At 59.1% G+C, this 1796-nt stretch carries 1 protein-coding gene and 1 pseudogene; both read right to left on the bottom strand.

The annotated features are described in order from the left end of the window. Nucleotides 1-1256, bottom strand: a pseudogene (locus IM708_RS20880) (hypothetical protein); the annotation flags it as partial. Beyond that, nucleotides 1253-1796: protein phosphatase 2C domain-containing protein (locus tag IM708_RS20875; RefSeq protein ID WP_209428473.1), on the bottom strand; the 544-nt coding region annotated here is incomplete at its 5' end. The pseudogene IM708_RS20880 and the gene IM708_RS20875, both read right to left, overlap by 4 nt.

The following is a 1796-nucleotide window of genomic DNA, read 5'->3' as shown; positions in this document are numbered from 1 at the left end:
GTAGATGCTGTTTGGCTATTTATTGGCTGTGTGCTTCTTTGCACTTCCGGACTTCTGCCAAATATCCAAAGCGATACGATTGCGATACCGATGATGGTAAGGGTTGCGTTTCGGAGCCCGTTGCCGGGGGTTCGCTGCTGTGGCTGGGGGCTTCCGGGCGGTACAGCGCCGGGACCGGCTGGACCTGTACCAGTGCCAGAACGCGTCTGGCCACCCGTAGTGGATCGCTGATAGCCGGTTTTCACCTTGCCGAAGAGTTCCCGGCCTCTCTTCTTTTCGATCTCGCACCATGGGCAGTTTCGGGTTCCCAGACGATGATAGTGAAAGCAAGACTTGTGACATTGCACGAGGTCCTTCTCGAGCCGGTCGAGCATGTCAATCCACTCGTGCGCGGTGGGGCGCTGTTTCGCGCCGGACCTGCCAAAGGCGCGTTCGAAAGCGCCCCGAACATCATCGGGCAGCCAATCGATTGGCGGCGCGCTCGGCGGCGGCGCCACTTTTGAGCGACCGCTGTCGGCTCCATAGGCATAGCGGAATTCCTCGATCCATTTGGGCGGGGCAGGCGGTTCCCCTCGACCTTTCCAAACCCCGCGGAACGGATGCGCGCCGCTCATGAGGAGCCGGAAGATCATGACCGCGAGGCCGAAGTTGTCGTGGTTGGCATCGCGTAAACCGAGATTGCGCTGATTGACCCCCTGTTGTTCAGGCGGCAGATACTCAGGCGTACCCACGACGCAGGGAAAGACCCGGCCGCTGGGAGTGTATTGGATCGAGTCGCTGTCGATCAGCATCACGGTCGCCTTGTCGGTGACGAGGAAGCCGGACTCGTTGATATCGCCGATCACGCAGCCGGTATGGTGAAGCTCCGCGACAGCCCGAGCGGCGTTCGCCGCCACGCGCACCATGAAGGCGACGGTGGCGTCGGGAAACTTCTCCTGGCGGTCGCGACTGTTCCAGAGCTGATGCATCGGCCAGGCACCCCGAACGCGGCGCATTGTGAACCCAACAAAGCTGCGGGACTCGTCCAGCAGGATGTCGATCGGGAAGGAGATGTGGGGGGCCTGGCGGTACAGGCCCGCGGCGACCATGGCCTCGACCTTGCCCCGCCGATGCTCAGCCCGACCGTCAGTGTAGAGCTTCGCCACCAGATCCGGTGACCCCACCACCTCGTAGGCCGCCCCTTCACCGCCCTTGCCAAGCTCTGAGCCAAGGGTGATTGATTTGCCGGTAGCGGTCGTGACGGAACGCGGCTTCATGGACGAGCTCTTCGAGTTGCAACAATGAGCGTCTTGTCATCGTCGGTCAGTTCATTGACGCGGCTGCTCGCAAGAAACGCTTTTAGATCGAGAGATAGCGCTCGGTTCCTACCTACGGTCTCGTGGCCGCCAAGGCTTTTAAAAATACCATCGAAAAACGGAGCAAAGACTTCTCTGTTGCGATCGCGGAGTACCAGCTTGTCGATCCCGTCAGATAAAATCGCAAGTCTATCTATCTTGGCTTCGATCAGCGCGCAGTCCCACGAAGGTATTGGGTCTTGAGTAATGAAAAAAGTCTGGTTGGCGTACTCACCTCTCATAGGCCAAATAGGAGCGAGCCACTGAGTCCCATCGTGAATCACACAAGGCGAGTCACCGACAGCTACGATAAATGTGTGGCTTCTCGACGCTAGTGCGATTGTCACGGTTGTCGCGAGTTCTCTTGTTGGCAGGTTCAAGTCTTTCGCCTTCCCTGCAACTCGCCCCCTTATCTCTGAAAGCCATTCTTCCGCTTGGCGCCGGTCGAACTGCGAGACTCGT

The organism is Pararhodobacter sp. SW119 (assembly GCF_017811755.1).
Lineage (GTDB): Bacteria > Pseudomonadota > Alphaproteobacteria > Rhodobacterales > Rhodobacteraceae > Pararhodobacter.
Note: the sequence above shows the minus strand (reverse complement) of the source record. Positions and strands in the feature narration are given on the sequence as shown.